The organism is Psychrobacillus sp. PGGUH221 (genome assembly GCF_042055255.1).
Lineage (GTDB): Bacteria > Bacillota > Bacilli > Bacillales_A > Planococcaceae > Psychrobacillus.
Window position 1 is genome coordinate 15,325 of record NZ_JAQMHQ010000015.1, and the last position, 13,286, is coordinate 28,610.

At 36.8% G+C, this 13,286-nt stretch carries 11 protein-coding genes; all 11 read left to right on the plus strand.

What is annotated here, in order from left to right:
• Positions 1-92: 92 nt before the first annotated feature.
• Positions 93-959 (plus strand): 4-(cytidine 5'-diphospho)-2-C-methyl-D-erythritol kinase, encoded by an 867-nt coding sequence (ispE, locus tag PGC35_RS20575; RefSeq protein WP_053591095.1) that lies wholly within the window; start codon positions 93-95, stop codon positions 957-959.
• A gap of 55 nt (positions 960-1,014) precedes the next feature.
• The gene (gene purR, locus PGC35_RS20580; RefSeq protein ID WP_056833338.1) at positions 1,015-1,866 is read left to right on the plus strand and encodes a pur operon repressor; all 852 of its coding nucleotides are present in this window, start codon (positions 1,015-1,017) and stop codon (positions 1,864-1,866) included.
• Positions 1,844-2,215 (plus strand): RidA family protein, encoded by a 372-nt coding sequence (locus PGC35_RS20585; RefSeq protein WP_053591093.1) that lies wholly within the window; start codon positions 1,844-1,846, stop codon positions 2,213-2,215. Before purR ends, PGC35_RS20585 begins: the two co-directional genes overlap by 23 nt.
• A 516-nt stretch (positions 2,216-2,731) precedes the next feature.
• Positions 2,732-3,019: a septation regulator SpoVG gene (spoVG, locus tag PGC35_RS20590; RefSeq protein WP_053591092.1), complete on the plus strand. Its 288-nt coding sequence runs from the start codon at positions 2,732-2,734 to the stop codon at positions 3,017-3,019.
• Between the two features lie 205 nt (positions 3,020-3,224).
• Complete coding sequence (gene glmU, locus PGC35_RS20595) at positions 3,225-4,589, plus strand: bifunctional UDP-N-acetylglucosamine diphosphorylase/glucosamine-1-phosphate N-acetyltransferase GlmU (RefSeq protein ID WP_375220506.1); 1,365 nt, start codon at positions 3,225-3,227, stop codon at positions 4,587-4,589.
• A gap of 28 nt (positions 4,590-4,617) precedes the next feature.
• Positions 4,618-5,577, plus strand: coding sequence for a ribose-phosphate diphosphokinase (locus PGC35_RS20600; RefSeq protein WP_056833342.1), 960 nt, complete (start codon positions 4,618-4,620; stop codon positions 5,575-5,577).
• A gap of 77 nt (positions 5,578-5,654) precedes the next feature.
• Positions 5,655-6,272, plus strand: a complete 618-nt coding sequence (locus PGC35_RS20605) for a 50S ribosomal protein L25/general stress protein Ctc (RefSeq protein WP_375220507.1) — start codon at positions 5,655-5,657, stop codon at positions 6,270-6,272.
• A 390-nt stretch (positions 6,273-6,662) separates the two neighbouring features.
• A protein-coding gene (locus PGC35_RS20610; protein ID WP_375220508.1) for an IS3 family transposase occupies positions 6,663-8,026 on the plus strand; the annotation gives its coding sequence in 2 pieces (ribosomal slippage) (positions 6,663-7,122 and positions 7,122-8,026; 1,365 coding nt in all).
• Between the two features lie 622 nt (positions 8,027-8,648).
• Positions 8,649-9,212: an aminoacyl-tRNA hydrolase gene (gene pth, locus PGC35_RS20615; RefSeq protein ID WP_053591088.1), complete on the plus strand. Its 564-nt coding sequence runs from the start codon at positions 8,649-8,651 to the stop codon at positions 9,210-9,212.
• A gap of 45 nt (positions 9,213-9,257) precedes the next feature.
• The gene (locus tag PGC35_RS20620; RefSeq protein ID WP_053591087.1) at positions 9,258-9,488 is read left to right on the plus strand and encodes an anti-sigma-F factor Fin; all 231 of its coding nucleotides are present in this window, start codon (positions 9,258-9,260) and stop codon (positions 9,486-9,488) included.
• Between the two features lie 217 nt (positions 9,489-9,705).
• Positions 9,706-13,239 carry a transcription-repair coupling factor gene (mfd, locus tag PGC35_RS20625; RefSeq protein ID WP_375220509.1) on the plus strand — a complete coding sequence of 1,178 codons (3,534 nt, stop codon included), beginning with the start codon at positions 9,706-9,708 and terminating at the stop codon, positions 13,237-13,239.
• The last annotated feature ends 47 nt before the right edge of the window (positions 13,240-13,286 follow it).

Here is a 13,286-nt window from a genome sequence, read left to right on the forward strand (position 1 = left end):
AATAAGTACGCCTCGTCAGTATACGCACTTCCGCTTTTCAGATGCACTATGGTAAAATAGTGGACAACCTAAGTTTAAAAGGAGCAGAAGGAATGTACTATGTAAAAGCACCTGCTAAAATAAATTTAACACTCGATGTCTTGAATAAACGTCCCGATGGTTATCATGAGGTTGAAATGATCATGACAACAGTCGATTTGGCAGACCGTATAGGGCTAGAGTTAAGAGAAGATGGAAAAATACATATACTATCCGTTGACCGATTTGTTCCGAATGATTATCGGAATTTAGCATATCAAGCAGCTAAGCTATTAAAAGAAATGTATTCTATAAAATCTGGAGTAACTATAAAGATTGAAAAAAATATTCCTGTAGCAGCTGGCCTCGCTGGCGGAAGCAGTGATGCTGCGGCAACCTTAAGAGGGCTAAATACTCTTTGGGGTTTGGGGTTATCCTTAGATGAGTTAGCTGAAATTGGAACGAAAATAGGTTCAGATGTTGCATTTTGTGTGTATGGTGGAACGGCACTTGCGACTGGAAGAGGAGAAAAGATTCAAGAGCTTCCATCCCCTGCAAATTGCTGGATCATCCTAGCTAAACCAACATTGGGTGTTTCTACAGCAGACGTTTATGGGAAGTTAAATTTAAAACGTATAGAACATCCAGATACGAAAAAAATGATTGAAGCGATTGAAACGAAGGATTTTGAAAAAATGTGTGCATCTGTAGGAAATGTACTAGAGAGCGTCACATTAAAACTATATCCAGAAGTTGCAGGTTTAAAAGAGCAAATGGAAAAGTTTGGTGCAGATGCTGTTTTGATGAGTGGGAGTGGCCCAACAGTGTTTGGAATAGTACAACAAGAATCCAGAGTGCAAAGAATATATAATGGCCTGCGTGGGTTCTGTGACGAAGTTTATGCAGTTCGATTAATAGGAGAACGAGATTCACTTGCTTAAATGCGTATGATTGTGATAAGTTTTCATTAAAACATTCGTGTTTGGAGGTGATTGGATGAAGTGGAAAAGAAGTGAGCGACTTGTAGATATGACGCAATACTTAATGGAACATCCCCATAAATTAATACCTTTAACGTTTTTTGCTTCTTTATATCAATCTGCCAAGTCCTCGATTAGTGAAGACTTAACGATTATAAAAGAAACTTTTGAAGAAAGAGGAAGAGGATTACTCATTACAGTCCCTGGAGCAGCGGGTGGAGTAAAATTTATTCCTACGATGACAAGTAAAGATGTAAAGGAAATAACTGCGGAGTTAATGGAACAGCTTTCCAAATCGGAACGTTTGTTGCCTGGAGGGTATCTGTATATGACAGATTTACTCGGAAATCCCTCACTCATGAATAAAGTAGGAAAAATATTTGCATCTGCTTTTGCCCATGAAAAAATAGATGCCATTATGACGGTTGCTACAAAGGGTATCTCCATTGCACATGCAATTGCAAGACATTTAAATGTTCCTGTTGTAGTAGTACGAAGAGATAGTAAGGTGACAGAAGGTCCAACGGTAAGTATAAACTATGTATCTGGATCAGCTAGACGTATTCAAACGATGGTCCTTTCAAAAAGAAGTATGGAAAAAGGCCAGCGTGTATTAATCACAGATGACTTTATGAAAGTCGGAGGAACGATTAATGGAATGAAGAGTCTGCTAGAGGAATTTAACTGTGAGCTTGCGGGTATTGCTGTACTAGTTGAGGCGCAGCATGAGGGTGAGCAACTCGTGGATGATTATTTATCTCTAATAAAGTTACATGAAGTGAATGAAAAAGATGGTACAATTGCTTTAACAGAAGGAAACTATTTTGAGAAGGGTGGAAATCTTAATGAAAGCAGTATCAACAACTAATGCACCAGCAGCTATTGGTCCATATGTTCAAGGAGTAATTGTAAACGGAATGTTTTATAGCTCTGGACAAATTCCATTAACTCCACAAGGGGAAGTAGTAGAGGGCTCTATTACGGAACAAACTGCACAAGTTTTTGCTAATTTGGAAGCCGTACTTACGGAAGCAGGCTCTTCTTTATCGAACGTTGTCAAAACACTTGTGTTTTTAAAAGATATGAATGATTTTGCTGAATTTAACGAAGCATATGAAAAGCATTTTGCAGGGCATAAGCCAGCTCGTTCAGCTGTGGAAGTAGCGAGACTACCAAAAGATGTTAAAGTTGAAATAGAAGTAATAGCAGTAGTATAAAGATAGAGTATGCCTTCTTCGGAAAGCATACTTTTTTTATTTAAAATAACTTTGTTAAACTTCAATATTACTAATTAAGATTTGAATAGATAAACCTAATCTACAAGCATTCGCGCTGGCCACACGTCCGCTGCATGCAAAAGCACATTTAGCTGTCTCATACGGCACGTGATGCGGCTGGGAACAACTTCTTGCTGCATAAACATAATTTTCAGGAGGTGCGCCTTACAGGCCGCAAGAGCGCGAAGAATGAGGCCCCGTAAAGGATGTGGGAGTGACGAAGGAGCGACTCATCCTGCGAAGTGCTCCGCAATTATAAAAAGAAAATAAAAAATCCAATTTATAGTAAATTCAATAAAATAGATTAGTAATTTATATGGATAATTATGGATTTCGAGTAAAGCAATCTAATTATTTTATAATATTAAAAAGATTCATAAAAGAAGAAGGATATTTATAAGTTTCGTGGAATAATAATAAAAGAGTTTTTTACTATTAGAAGAGGGGTGCTGTAAAATGGAAGTAACAGACGTAAGATTACGTAAAGTACTATCAGATGGTCGTATGAGGGCTATCGCTTCCATTACACTGGACAATGAGTTTGTTGTACACGATATTCGAGTTATTGATGGGAATGGAGGATTATTTGTAGCAATGCCTAGCAAAAGAACTCCTGAGGGTGAATTTAGAGATATAGCTCATCCAATAAATTCTGGAACTCGTACAAAAATTCAAGATGCAGTGTTATACGCTTATCATTTAAGCGGTGATATAGAGGAGCCGGTAGCAGAAGCTAGTTATTAATAATTAGGTGAATAATATGCTGCTTTTAGGCAAAATATATGAATCAACTAAAACCATTTCTAGCATGAGATGGTTTTTTTGTGCAGAAAAATTATTTATAATACTTGTTTTGTCATGTATTTGTCAAGAGATATTTCCTTGAAAAATGGTTTCATTTCCGCTATAGTCAAAAGAGGAAATTAGCCCACTGGAGGGAAAACGGAAAATGACAAATACTTATGCGGTTGTATTAGCTGCTGGTAAAGGAACTCGTATGAAGTCAAGTCTATATAAAGTGCTACATCCTGTTTGTGGGAAGCCAATGGTGGAACATGTTGTTGAAAACATGGAGAAACTTGGTGTAGATAAGATTGTAACAGTCGTTGGTCACGGTGCAGAAACGGTTCAAAGCGAATTAGGTAATAGAAGTGAATATGCCTTACAAGCAGAACAATTAGGAACTGCACATGCTGTACTACAAGCAGAGACAGCACTTGCAACCCTTACAGGCACAACCATTGTTATTTGTGGAGACACTCCACTGATTACTGCCGAAACAATGAGCGACTTATTGAATCATCATAAACAATCAGGTGCCAAAGCTACCATTCTTACAGCAATTGCGAATGATCCTACTGGTTACGGAAGAATTATTCGTTCAGAGGATGGAAATGTTAAAAGTATCGTAGAACAAAAAGATGCTACATCAGATGAACAACTTGTCAATGAGATTAACTCGGGAACATATTGTTTTGATAATCAAGCATTATTTAAATCGTTAAAATTAGTAAAAAATGAAAATGCTCAAGGCGAATATTATTTACCAGATGTAATTGAGATTTTACAAAAAGAAGGCGAAGTAATTTCTGCTTTTGCAGCAAAAGATTTTGATGAAATTTTGGGAATAAATGATCGAATCGCCCTTTCTCAAGCAGAACAAATTATGCGATCTCGTATTGCACATCATCATATGCGTGAAGGTGTAACAATCATAGATCCTCAGAATACATACATTAGTAGCGACGCAGTAATAGGTGCCGATACTGTTATTCAGCCTGGAGTCATTATTGAAGGGAAGACTATAATCGGAGAAAATTGCACAATTGGACCAAATAGTCATATTGTTTCAAGTGTAATTGGAAATGGAACAACTATTCATTCTTCGGTTGTTCTATCAAGCGAAGTAGGCGATCATACCTCAATCGGACCGTTTGCACATATCCGCCCACAGTCAGACGTTGGGAATGATGTGAAGATTGGAAACTTTGTAGAAGTGAAAAAGTCTACAGTTGGGAATGGAAGTAAAATTTCACATCTAAGCTATATGGGAGACGCATCTATTGGTTCAAATGTGAATATAGGTTGTGGAACCATAACAGTGAATTACGATGGTAAAAATAAGTTTAAAACTACAATCGAAGATGATTCCTTTGTTGGCTGTAACTCCAATTTAATAGCGCCAGTAACAATTGGCAAAAATTCGTATGTTGCTGCTGGTTCTACTATTACAAATGATGTGCCTGGAGAAGCTCTTGCGATTGGTCGAGCTAGACAAGAAAATAAAGAAGGCTATGTAAACAAACTAAAATAAAATTAACCCACTACTCAGGAGGATTATCATGCCAGAACAATATAACAATTCGAAATTGAAAATATTCACTTTAAATTCTAATAAAAAGTTAGCAGAAGAAATCGCAAAAGAAGTAGGGGTTCCGCTAGGAAAAAGTACAGTTACTAGATTTAGTGATGGAGAAGTTCAAATCAATATCGATGAAAGTATCCGTGGTTGTGACGTATTTATCGTTCAATCCACTTCTGGCCCTGTAAATGAGCATATTATGGAATTATTAATCATGCTTGATGCAGTAAAACGTGCTTCCGCTCGTACTGTTAGTGTGGTTTTACCTTATTATGGATATGCTCGACAAGATAGAAAAGCACGTGCACGTGAACCAATCACAGCGAAGTTAGTTGCAAACCTATTAACTACGGCTGGAGCTACACGCGCAATCGTGCTAGATTTACATGCTCCACAAATACAAGGATTCTTTGATATTCCAATTGATCATTTAGTTGCTTCACCTATTTTATCTGACTATTTCTTAGGTAAAAACTTAGATCCATCCGAAATTGTTATTGTATCACCAGACCACGGTGGAGTTACCCGTGCTCGTAAAATGGCAGACCGTTTGAAAGCTCCAATCGCTATTATCGATAAGCGTCGTCCTCGTCCGAACGTTGCTGAAGTAATGAATATCGTTGGTAATGTAGAAGGAAAAACGGCAATTCTAATTGATGATATTATCGATACTGCTGGAACTATTTCTATTGCTGCTAAAGCATTGATGGAAAGTGGTGCAAAAGAAGTTTATGCTTGCTGTACACACCCTGTATTATCTGGACCAGCAATCGAACGTATAGATAACTCTGTTATTAAAGAGTTAGTTATTACAAATTCTATTCAACTTGCAGAAGATAAAACTTCACCTAAGATTAAAGAATTGTCTGTTGCAAAATTATTAGGCGATGCAATCGTCCGCGTTTTCGAAGAGAAGTCAGTAAGTACTTTATTTGATTAATCTTACCAGCGTTTGAAACATCCTCTTAATGGGTATATATCTAATAAGGATAAGAACTTTTAGGAGGATGGATATAGATGAATACATTGGTTAAAACAAAAAAACGTGAGCATAAAGAAAATGCACAACTAAGGAAAAATGGTTTCATCCCAGCTGTAGTTTATGGTTTTCAAATGGAATCACAATCTATTGCTGTAGATGAGAAGGATTTAGCTAAAACCATTCGAGAAGTTGGTCGCAATGGAGTCATGAAACTAGAAGTAGACGGAAAACAAGTAAACGTAGTTTTGAATGACTACCAAATGAATATTCTAAAAGGTCATATGATTCATGCGGACTTTTTAGCGATTAATATGAAGGAAGAGTTAGAAGTGAACGTCTTGGTTAATGTCATTGGTGACTCGGTAGGAGTTTCTGAGGGTGGAACGCTTCAGCAACCTAACAGAGAAGTAACCATTACAGTAAAACCTTCTGATATTCCAGATAGTATTGACGTGGATGTAACGAATATGGCAATAGGTGATACAATCACTATCGCTGATATTCGCGACAAAACAAACTATACAATTTTAAATGAAGATGACTATACATTAGTGACCGTCTCAGCACCTCGCGTAGAAGAGGAAGAAACAGAGACTACAGATGCTGAAGCCGAAGAAAATAATGATACTGAAGAAGCAAAAACAGAAGAATAATTATAAAAGAAAAGAGGTTGTCTCAAAAAGACAATCTCTTTTTCTCTGTAGTTGTTAACACATAAGTCTGCGTTTCAGATTGAAGACAAAAGGCTGTTGGATAATTGGTATCGTTATTATTTTGTTTTTTTGTCATCATTTTCATTACATCAAGATTATTTCCTGAGTAAATAGAAAAAAACAATAGGTAGCATTTTTTATTGCTTAGCGAGGATACTGAAAGAGTCTATAGAATTTGACTTTACTAAATAATGTTGTCCAATAAATACGAAAATCGTTGAAACGGCTCCCTTTCCGCGGGCGTTGCCTTAGCCTCCTCGCTACGCTGCGGGGTCTTGAACTGCACCCCAATTGTTAGACACACATCTAACAATTGGAGGTGCCTTTTTTATGGCAAGAAGAACGATTGAACAGAAATTAGATGCCATTTCTCGTTACGAAAATGGTGAAGAAAGCCTTAATTCTATTGCTAAATCTCTCCATATTTCTAATACTGAAACGGTTGATTTTTGGATAAAAAAATACCATAAACATGGACTAGAAGCTTTTAAGAAGAGCTATACAATTTTTACTTTAGAAGATAAACTAGACATACTTAATTTTATGTCCGAGAATGGGTTGTCTTCTTTAGAAACTGCAGTGCAGTTCAATTTACCTTCTCCAGGCACGATTCGGAAATGGCGAATTAGTCTAAGAAACAATGATTTAGACGCCCTAATCATAAAGAAAAAGGGGTGTCCTAATATGAAAAAAGACAATCAAAAACAAACTAAAAAGCAAGCCTTCGATGAGAGCTCATTCAAGGCATTACAAGCAGAAAACGAACGTTTACTTATGGAGATCGCCTATCTAAAAAAGTTGAATGCCTTAGTTCAAGAAAAGGAAACATTACAACGAAAGACAAAGCACAAGTAGTGTATGAACTAAGGGATCAATTTAGCGTAAATGCATTAATAAAAATAGCTGGCATCAAACGTAGTACTTATTATTACTGCACAAAACGCTTTAATAGCCCGGATAAATATACGGAACTGAAATCGACGATTTCTACTATATATCACGAGCATAAAGGGAGATATGGTTATCGTCGAATAACACTAGAATTACGTAATCAAGGCTTCCTGATCAATCATAAAACGGTTCAACGGCTTATGAAGGAACTGGGTTTGAAATCTCTTGTTCGCATGAAAAAATATCGCTCTTATAAAGGAAATTTAGGTAAAATTGCGCCAAATATTCTCAAACGTGATTTCGTTGCGACAAAGCCAAATGAAAAGTGGGCAACGGACGTAACAGAATTTCATTTATTTGGTGAGAAGTTGTATCTTTCCCCTGTAATAGATTTATATAATGGTGAAATTATTGCCTACAATACTCATTGTCGTCCTACGTATGAACTTGTATCAAAAATGTTAGACAAAGCTGTCACTTTCTTATCCGAAGGAGATGCCCCAGTATTACATTCGGATCAAGGTTGGCATTATCAAATGAAGCAATACACTCATGTCCTAAAACAACATGGTATTACCCAAAGTATGTCTCGAAAAGGAAACTGTTTAGATAATGCAGTAATTGAGAACTTTTTTGGTTTATTAAAATCTGAGCTATTATATATACAAGAATTTGAGAGTATGGTTCACTTCAAGCGTGAGCTTGAACGGTATATCGAATACTACAATCACGAACGTATTAAAGGGAAATTAAAAGGATTGAGTCCGGTTCAATTCCGAATTCAATCCACCATAGCTGCTTAACTGTATATAATGTCTAACTTTTGGGGGTCACTTCATCTTCAGCTAACGCTATTCCCGCTGGAGTGTCGCCTTTTCCAACGATTTTCTATAAATACTAATTGAAAAAATATAAGTGATAAAAATTGCTCTATTAATGGCAGGATGGTTTTCTAATTGAAAAACTGATATTAATTGGAGTGGAAGGCGGCGACTCCAGCCGGAATAGCAAATGTTTTCTACACCGAAAGCGAAGCGGCTGAAGCCATGCTGGCGGAACGCGTCCGCCTGGAACGTAAATACTGTTATGAAATCTCATTGAGGACTTTTTCAGTGCTCTCAGCTTAAGGAAGGAAGACTAAGTACGCCTCATCAAATGGAAGGCAATCTAAGTTCACCGCATTCTACGGCAACGATTGCATGACCCACATCTTATGGGCCTCAATGCCTTCATGACCAACATCGTGTTGGCCCAAACGGCTCGACGCTCGCCCGCGGAAAGCGAGTGGTAAGATTCTGAAAACCTGATCTATCCTATAAAAAATAAATCAAGTTTGTCTACAGTCTGTAACGTAGAAGAATCTGCGTTTTTCTCTATGTATATGTTAAAATAAATGAAATACGTAATTAAAGGAATGGAAAACGAATGAAAATCATCATCGGTTTAGGGAATCCAGGTAAACAATACGAGGCAACCAGACACAATATAGGCTTTCATGTTATAGATGAATTAGCTGATCGATTAAATACTCCACTGACTCAATCAAAATTTAATGGTATGTATGGCGTTGCTCATATTGGAACAGAAAAAGTGATGCTATTGAAACCATTGACATATATGAATTTATCTGGAGAGTGCGTTGTACCAATGATGGATTATTATAACGTTGAGAATGATGAGATTGTCGTTATTTATGATGATTTAGATTTACAGGTAGGAAAGCTCCGTTTACGCCAAAAAGGAAGTGCAGGCGGTCATAATGGAATAAAATCTCTTATTCATCATTTAGGTACACAGGAGTTTAATCGAATTCGTATTGGAATTGATCGTCCTAAAAATGGAATGAAAGTACCTGATTATGTTTTATCAAAATTCACAGAAGAAGAAAAATCAGATATGGCACATGCAGTTAAAAAAAGTGCGGATGCATGTGAAGCGTGGCTATCAAAAACCTTTTTAGAAGTGATGAATATTTATAATGGTGCATAAATTATGACGTCTAGGCCTATACTTCCTAAAAAGGAGGTTTTGGGCATGACCATACGATATAAATGTCGACATTGTGAAACAGAAATAGGCCAATTGCCTTTGGACTCTATAGATGAGCATTTTTTGAAAAAAAATGAAATAACACCTGAAGAAAAAGATTTATATATAGAACTTGGAAATGAGGGGGATTTCACAGTACAGTGTATTTGTGAAGAGTGTCAAAGTTCTCTCCAAAAATTTCCGAATTACTATGCATTAAAAAAGTGGATACAGTAGAGTTGCTTTGGCACGTTATAGTGTGCAAAGCCTTTTTCTGTTTTGAAGTTGTCTATCAGGGTAGATAAAAGGCACCTACAGTTTTCTACTTTTTAATTGTCTAGTTACTGGTGCCAGCCGCTAAGTAGTCTAATACTAATCTTCTTATTATGCATTAGTAATAGCATTCGCGGCTATACAGGCGCCTTACGCTTTTCTTATAAAACGGGGGATTGAAATGGAGCTTTTAAGCAATATATTACGGGAAGATTCACATATACAAAAACTATTAAAAGAATTAGAGAGCGGCCAAGATCAGCAGCTCATAACAGGACTCTCTGGCAGTGCGAGAGCTGTTTTTAGTAAAATGCTCTATAGTACACGTAAAAAAGCTATTCTTATTGTTACACCAAATTTACTTCATGCTCAAAAGCTAACGGAAGATTTAGTAAAACTAGTTGGAGAAGATTTAGTACGCTTATTTCCTGCGGATGAGCTTATAGCTGCAGACATTTCCATAGCTAGTCCAGAGTTACGGGCACAAAGAATCGAAACGTTAGATCACATGCTATCGAAAAAAAATGGAGTATATATTGTGCCGATAGCTGGACTTAAAAAACATATGCCATCTGTGAAGGATTGGCGAGAGAGCACAGTCTCCATATCGGAAGGCGAGGAAATAGTGTTAGATACACTATTACAAAGTCTTATAAATATGGGCTATGTTCGTCAACCAATGGTTACTGCACCTGGTGAATTTGCTTTAAGAGGTGGGATTGTAGATATATACCCACTCTATTTAGAGCACCCAATTCGTATAGAGTTGTTTGATACGGAGGTAGACTCTATTCGAACATTTTCCGCAGAGGACCAACGTTCATTAGAAAAATTAAAGGACATTCGAATATTACCAGCTACTGAATATGTATTAACTGAGAATAAAAAGAAATTACTTGCCGATAAATTGGAAGAATCTTTAGCGGAAAGTCTAAAAAAAGTAAAAATAGCGGAAATGAAAGAGCAATTTTATCAAAATATCCAGCATGATATCGAACTTTTAAAACAAGGTGAGCAGCCAAAAGAATTTATGAAGTACGTGTCGTTGCTTGATGAACATAATAGCTTTTTAGGTAATTATTTCGATGCTAATGGAATGGTTTTATTTGATGAGCTTGGAAGAATTCAAGAAGTTACCGAAACACTTGAAAGAGAAGAAAATGATTGGTTTTTAGCTCTATTAGAGGAGGGTAAAACTGTTCATGATGTAAAACCTTCTTATAATTTAAAAGAGATTATTCAGATGCTTCCAAATGAAAAATTATATTTTTCATTATTTTCTCGTACGTTTTCAGGTATAACGATTAAAAAAAATATCGGCTTTTCCTGTAAGCCAATGCAAAACTTTCATGGACAAATGCATCTATTGAAAAATGAAATTGATCGTTTTTCACAAGGAAAGTTTCGAGTAGTAATTCTAGCTGACGGTAAAGAGCGTGTCCAAAAGGTTCATACTGTTTTAGAAGATTACGAAATAGTTTCAAAGATTGGAGCTTCTGGGGAGGATTTGAAAAACTCCGGAATTTTTATCGTGGACGGAGATTTGGAAGCTGGTTTTGAATTACCGCTCCAACGCATTGCTGTCATTACCGATTCTGAGTTATTTAAACAAAAACATAAGAGAAAAGCAAGAACACAAAAAGTAACGAATGCAGAGCGCATTAAAAGCTATTCGGAAATAAAGCCTGGCGATAATGTTGTACATATACATCATGGAATTGGGAAATATATCGGAATAGAAACGCTTTTAGTTAATGGTATTCATAAAGATTATTTACACATACGCTACCGTGGAGAAGATAAACTATTTGTTCCTGTGGACCAAATCGATCTTATTCAGAAGTATGTTGCTTCTGGGGAGAAGGATCCGAAGCTACATAAACTAGGCGGAGCGGATTGGAAAAAGACAAAATCAAAAGTATCTGCAGCTGTTCAAGATATTGCGGATGAGTTAATAAAACTTTATGCAAAGCGTGAATCGGAAGTTGGATATGCATTTGAGCCGGACGGTGAAATGCAGCAATCCTTCGAGGCTGCTTTTCCATATGAAGAAACGGATGATCAGCTTCGTTCTATACAAGAAGTAAAAAAAGATATGGAAAAATCACGACCGATGGATCGTCTAATTTGTGGAGATGTTGGTTATGGAAAAACAGAAGTAGCTATACGTGCAGCTTTTAAAGCGGTAATGGAAGGAAAACAGGTTGCCTTTTTATGTCCAACTACTATTCTTGCTCAACAGCATTACGAGACAATGTTAGAACGTTTTCAAGAGTTCCCTATTGAAGTTGGTTTACTTAGCCGTTTCCGTACTAAAAAACAGCAAACAGAGACGATTAATGGATTAAAAAAAGGGATGGTAGATGTCATAGTCGGTACACATCGTATTCTATCTAAGGACGTTGTGTATCGAGATTTAGGGCTATTAGTTGTCGATGAAGAGCAGCGATTCGGAGTAAAGCATAAAGAAAAGATAAAACAATTAAAAACAAATGTAGATGTACTTACGCTAACTGCAACTCCAATTCCTCGGACATTGCATATGTCAATGATTGGAGTTCGGGATTTATCTGTTATCGAAACACCGCCTAAAAATCGTTTCCCAGTCCAAACGTATGTGATGGAATATAATGGTGCACTTGTACGTGAAGCAATAGAAAGAGAGCTAGCAAGGGGAGGACAGGCGTTTTATTTATACAACCGGGTGGAAGACATTACTCGAAAAGTAGATGAAATTCAAATGTTAGTTCCAACCGCAAGAGTAGGTTTTGCGCATGGACAAATGCCTGAAACAGAACTAGAGTCTGTCATTATTAGCTTTTTAGAAGGGGAATATGATGTACTCGTAACAACAACTATTATTGAAACAGGGATTGATATACCAAATGTGAATACGCTTATCATACATGATGCTGATAAAATGGGATTATCGCAGCTTTATCAACTTCGTGGTCGAGTAGGACGCTCGAATCGAGTAGCTTATGCTTATTTAATGCATCAACGAGATAAGGTATTGACGGATGTTGCGGAAAAAAGATTACAAGCAATTAAGGAATTTACAGAACTTGGCTCCGGATTTAAAATCGCAATGCGTGATTTGTCTATTCGAGGAGCAGGGAATCTATTAGGTTCTCAACAACATGGGTTTATTGATTCCGTTGGTTTCGACTTATATACACAGATGCTTGAAGATGCAATTGAGGAAAAACGAACAGGTATAAAGAAAGAAGAAATACAAGATTTAGAAATTGTTTTATCGACAGATGCTTATATTTCTGACGAATATATTCCAGATGGATATCAAAAAATCCAGATGTATAAACGTGTTAAAGCAATGGACAAGGAAGAGGAATATATGGACCTTGTTGATGAGCTGCAAGACCGTTTTGGAGACATTCCCCTGGAAGCAGAAAAATTGCTACGAATTGCTCGTATGAAAGTTTGGGGTAAAGATGTAGGAGTCGAATCAATCAAAGAAGTAAACAAGATTGTGTCTATTCGATTCAGTACCGAGGGTACACAAAACATTGATGGTGCCATGCTTGTTGAAAAGTCGATGAAATATGGTCGTGCAATTGGATTTAACATGGATAATCGAAATTTGGTCATTACAATCGATGAACGTAAAACAGGGAAGTTTAATCCTTTTGATGTGTTAGAAGAGATGATGCGGTTGTTGCCTGAGGCAAAAAAAGAAAAGTCTGAAGTGAATTAGCACTTTGCATATTTTATGGTAATGTGATGCATACTATGGCAGAAATG

Bases quoted from the DNA above. Each gene is read 5' to 3' on its own strand.
- ispE (WP_053591095.1), top strand. From the start codon at position 93: ATGTACTATGTAAAAGCACCTGCTAAAATAAATTTAACACTCGATGTC.
- purR (WP_056833338.1), top strand. From the start codon at position 1,015: ATGAAGTGGAAAAGAAGTGAGCGACTTGTAGATATGACGCAATACTTA.
- PGC35_RS20585 (WP_053591093.1), top strand. From the start codon at position 1,844: ATGAAAGCAGTATCAACAACTAATGCACCAGCAGCTATTGGTCCATAT.
- spoVG (WP_053591092.1), top strand. From the start codon at position 2,732: ATGGAAGTAACAGACGTAAGATTACGTAAAGTACTATCAGATGGTCGT.
- glmU (WP_375220506.1), top strand. From the start codon at position 3,225: ATGACAAATACTTATGCGGTTGTATTAGCTGCTGGTAAAGGAACTCGT.
- PGC35_RS20600 (WP_056833342.1), top strand. From the start codon at position 4,618: ATGCCAGAACAATATAACAATTCGAAATTGAAAATATTCACTTTAAAT.
- PGC35_RS20605 (WP_375220507.1), top strand. From the start codon at position 5,655: ATGAATACATTGGTTAAAACAAAAAAACGTGAGCATAAAGAAAATGCA.
- pth (WP_053591088.1), top strand. From the start codon at position 8,649: ATGAAAATCATCATCGGTTTAGGGAATCCAGGTAAACAATACGAGGCA.
- PGC35_RS20620 (WP_053591087.1), top strand. From the start codon at position 9,258: ATGACCATACGATATAAATGTCGACATTGTGAAACAGAAATAGGCCAA.
- mfd (WP_375220509.1), top strand. From the start codon at position 9,706: ATGGAGCTTTTAAGCAATATATTACGGGAAGATTCACATATACAAAAA.